The following is a 3,783-nucleotide window of genomic DNA, read 5'->3' as shown; positions in this document are numbered from 1 at the left end:
AACTGGCTTGAAGCCATAACAAAATTCCCCTTGTAATTTCTTACAAGGGGAATTATCTAAGAAAACTAAATATTAGTCATAGTCATAGTAAAATGCTACTTGTTCCCCAAATTTAGTCCAAATCCAAGCCTCTGAAGTTTTCCCTGCAGGTGCTGATCCTTTATCTGAATGACTATCCCATTTACTTACAAGAGAAGAATAATGATATTTTTTACCATGATAGTAATTTGAAAAAGCCCAACCACCTCCTGAACCTTCTCCATACGTCCATACTCCTCCATCTGGATATTGTACAGCAGCTGATGCAGCTTCCAATAATGTAAAACTTGAAATAAGAGCTAGAGCAAGTAATCTATGTTTTTTCGTTTTCATTTTATTTTTCCTTTCAAAAAAGCACACCCTGAGCAACAATGCAACAAAATAAATCCTATTCTCTCTTTTTTGAAACCGATTTCTTATATAATAAGAATAGCATTTTTATTATTTGTTGTCAAGGAAAAAATCGAATTTTTTAGATATTTTACTATATCACCTATATGAATAATGTTTTTATGTTACCTATATGAATAATATTATATAGTAGTTTTATTTCAAAATAATATGCAACCAGTACTAACCAAATATAAAATAGATGTCATTGACAAATTTTATTCAAGTTTTTCCCATTCATATTATCCAAGCAAAAGAGATGATGTTATAGTAAAAAAACAATTCAAACTATTGTAAAATTCCTACCAAAAAAGAGAGCCAAAACTCTCTTTTTTATCTTCTTTTACTTTTTTTGACTGGCATGAGTGTGATGTCTCTCACACTAAAGTAAGCTAGGATTAACATGGCTATTGCTAGGAACATTTCTGTTGGTAATTGAAAAATTTTCAGAAAAGATAGAGCCAACAAAACCAAAAGTGCCACTAAAATACATACCATAGCGACGATATTGACTGTCCCTTTAATACTTTCTGGTGTCGCAAATACATAGAGTAGGAGCAGTAAAATCCCTAGGACTAAATAGACCATCTTTCTCTCTTTCTAGCTCTTATTCAGCTGATTTTTTCTTCTTGTTAGCTTTCTCACGCTCTGCCTTGTTAAGGATTTGTTTACGCAAACGGATAGACTCAGGCGTTACTTCCATGTACTCATCGTCGTTCAAGAACTCAAGAGACTCTTCAAGTGTCAAGATACGAGGAGTCTTGATAACAGCTGTTTGGTCCTTAGTAGCTGAACGAACGTTGGTCATTTGCTTCGCCTTAGTGATGTTAACTGTCAAGTCGTTTTCACGAGAGTTTTCACCGATGATCATTCCTTCGTAAACTTCAGTACCTGGGTTGACAAAGATAGTACCGCGTTCTTCGATAGACATGATAGAGTAAGTTGTAGCCTTACCAGCATCGATAGAAACAAGGGCACCACGGTGACGACCACCAATTTCACCTGGAATCAATGGCAAGTATTGGTCAAAGGTATGGTTCATGATACCGTAACCACGAGTCATTGACAAGAACTCAGTTGAGTATCCAATCAAACCACGCGCTGGAACAAGGAAGACCAAACGAGTTTGACCATTACCAGTTGAAATCATATCCAACATTTCACCCTTACGTTCAGAAAGGCTTTGGATAACAGATCCTTGGTATTCTTCTGGAGTGTCGATTTGTACACGCTCAAATGGCTCACATTTAACACCGTCGATTTCTTTTACGATAACTTCTGGACGAGATACTTGAAGTTCATATCCCTCACGACGCATTGTTTCGATAAGGATTGACAAGTGCAATTCTCCACGTCCTGAAACAGTCCATTTATCTGGTGAATCAGTTGGGTCAACACGAAGGGAAACGTCTGTTTGCAATTCTGCCTGCAAGCGTTCTTCCACCTTACGAGAAGTTACCCATTTACCTTCTTTACCAGCAAATGGTGAGTTGTTGACCAAGAAAGTCATTTGAAGAGTTGGCTCATCGATGTGTAGAATTGGAAGAGCTTCAACTGCGTCTGTAGGAGTAATGGTTTCACCGACAAAGATGTCTTCCATACCTGAAACGGCAATCAAGTCACCTGCTTTTGCTTCTTGGATTTCACGACGTTCCAAACCAAAGAAACCGAAGAGTTTTGTAACACGGAAGTTTTTAGTTGTGCCGTCAAGTTTAGAAAGGGTAACTTGGTCCCCAACCTTAACTGTACCACGGAAGACACGACCGATACCGATACGTCCAACGAAGTCATTGTAGTCCAAAAGTGACACTTGGAACTGCAAAGGCTCATCTGAGTTATCTACTGGAGCTGGGATATGGTCGATAATCGTGTCAAAGATTGGTGCCATAGTCGCTTCTTGGTCAGCTGGATCATCTGACAATGAAGAAGTTCCGTTGATCGCTGAAGCATAGACCACTGGGAAGTCAAGCTGGTCGTCATCTGCACCAAGCTCGATGAACAGTTCCAAGACTTCGTCCACTACTTCTGCTGGACGAGCTGATGGTTTATCGATTTTATTGACAACCACGATTGGGACAAGGTCTTGTTCCAAAGCTTTTTTCAATACGAAACGAGTTTGTGGCATGGTTCCTTCGTAGGCATCTACGACCAAGACAACACCGTCAACCATTTTCATGATACGCTCAACTTCTCCACCGAAGTCCGCGTGTCCTGGTGTGTCCATGATGTTGATACGAGTTCCGTTGTAAGCAACAGCCGTATTTTTAGCAAGGATGGTAATTCCACGCTCTTTTTCGATATCGTTTGAGTCCATAGCACGCTCAGCCAATTCAGTACGTGCATCAAGCGTTTCTGATTGTTTCAATAATTCGTCAACGAGGGTTGTTTTACCGTGGTCAACGTGGGCGATAATCGCAATGTTACGGATATCTTCTCTTAATTTTGTCATGATTTCCTCTATAATATTCAAAATTTATTTTCTAACTGAACGATTATACCATAATTTCAGGTAAATAACATAACTCAAGCAAGTGTAAATGTTTTCACTCCGCTTTTCTTTTCACGTCAAGCCTTTTCAAAGCAAGCGACTTATGATAAGATAGGCACAGTATGCGTTTAGATAATTTATTAGCCCAAGAAAAAGTTAGCCGAAAGGCCATGAAGCAAGCCTTACTCAAAGGGGATATTCTCGTCGATGGTTGCCCAGCCCGCTCCCTAGCCCAAAATATCGATACAGGACTACAGGAACTCCTTTTTCAGGACCGAATCATTCAAGGCTATGAGCACACCTATCTGATGCTTCATAAGCCTGTTGGTGTCGTGACAGCCAATAAAGACAGGGAACTTCCAACCGTCATGGACCTCCTTCCGCCTGACATCCAGTCTGATAAGCTCTATGCCGTCGGCCGACTGGACCGAGATACAACGGGACTCCTCCTCTTGACCGATAACGGTCCCTTAGGCTTTCAGCTCCTCCATCCCCAATATCATGTCGATAAAACTTATCAAGTTAAAGTTAATGGACTTCTGACACCTGACCATATCCAAGCCTTTCAAAAAGGAATTGTCTTTTTAGATGGCACTGTCTGTAAACCCGCAAAACTAGAGATTCTATCTGCAAGTCCCTCCCTCAGTCAAGCCTCTATCACCATTTCAGAAGGAAAATTTCATCAAATCAAGAAAATGTTCCTCTCGGTTGGTGTTAAGGTGACTAGTCTCAAGAGAATCCAATTTGGGGACTTTACATTGAACCCAGATTTAGCAGAAGGTAACTACCTCCCTTTGAACCAAAAAGAGTTACAAATCATTAAAAACTATTTAGAGATGAGTCGATAAAGTCATAACCACCCGTGA

At 40.0% G+C, this 3,783-nt stretch carries 4 protein-coding genes; 1 reads left to right on the top strand and 3 read right to left on the bottom strand.

The annotated features are described in order from the left end of the window. Window positions 1-72: 72 nt before the first annotated feature. The 3 genes from HT715_RS10145 to typA form a co-directional block, all read right to left on the bottom strand. Window positions 73-372 (bottom strand): lactococcin 972 family bacteriocin, encoded by a 300-nt coding sequence (locus HT715_RS10145; RefSeq protein ID WP_054393023.1) that lies wholly within the window; start codon window positions 370-372, stop codon window positions 73-75. Window positions 373-762: 390 nt separating this feature from the next. Next, window positions 763-1,017, bottom strand: a complete 255-nt coding sequence (locus HT715_RS10140) for a DUF3165 family protein (RefSeq protein WP_023932983.1) — start codon at window positions 1,015-1,017, stop codon at window positions 763-765. Window positions 1,018-1,036: 19 nt separating this feature from the next. Beyond that, the gene (gene typA / locus HT715_RS10135; RefSeq protein ID WP_000164111.1) at window positions 1,037-2,878 is read right to left on the bottom strand and encodes a translational GTPase TypA; all 1,842 of its coding nucleotides are present in this window, start codon (window positions 2,876-2,878) and stop codon (window positions 1,037-1,039) included. Window positions 2,879-3,039: 161 nt separating this feature from the next. Here typA and HT715_RS10130 point away from each other — a divergent pair, with 161 nt between their 5' ends. Further along, window positions 3,040-3,765 (top strand): pseudouridine synthase, encoded by a 726-nt coding sequence (locus HT715_RS10130; RefSeq protein ID WP_050208759.1) that lies wholly within the window; start codon window positions 3,040-3,042, stop codon window positions 3,763-3,765. The last annotated feature ends 18 nt before the right edge of the window (window positions 3,766-3,783 follow it).

It is taken from the genome of Streptococcus sp. 4155, from assembly GCF_013276695.1.
Lineage (GTDB): Bacteria > Bacillota > Bacilli > Lactobacillales > Streptococcaceae > Streptococcus > Streptococcus pseudopneumoniae.
The sequence above is the reverse complement of the archived record's forward strand: the minus strand, read 5'-3'. Positions and strand labels throughout refer to the sequence as shown.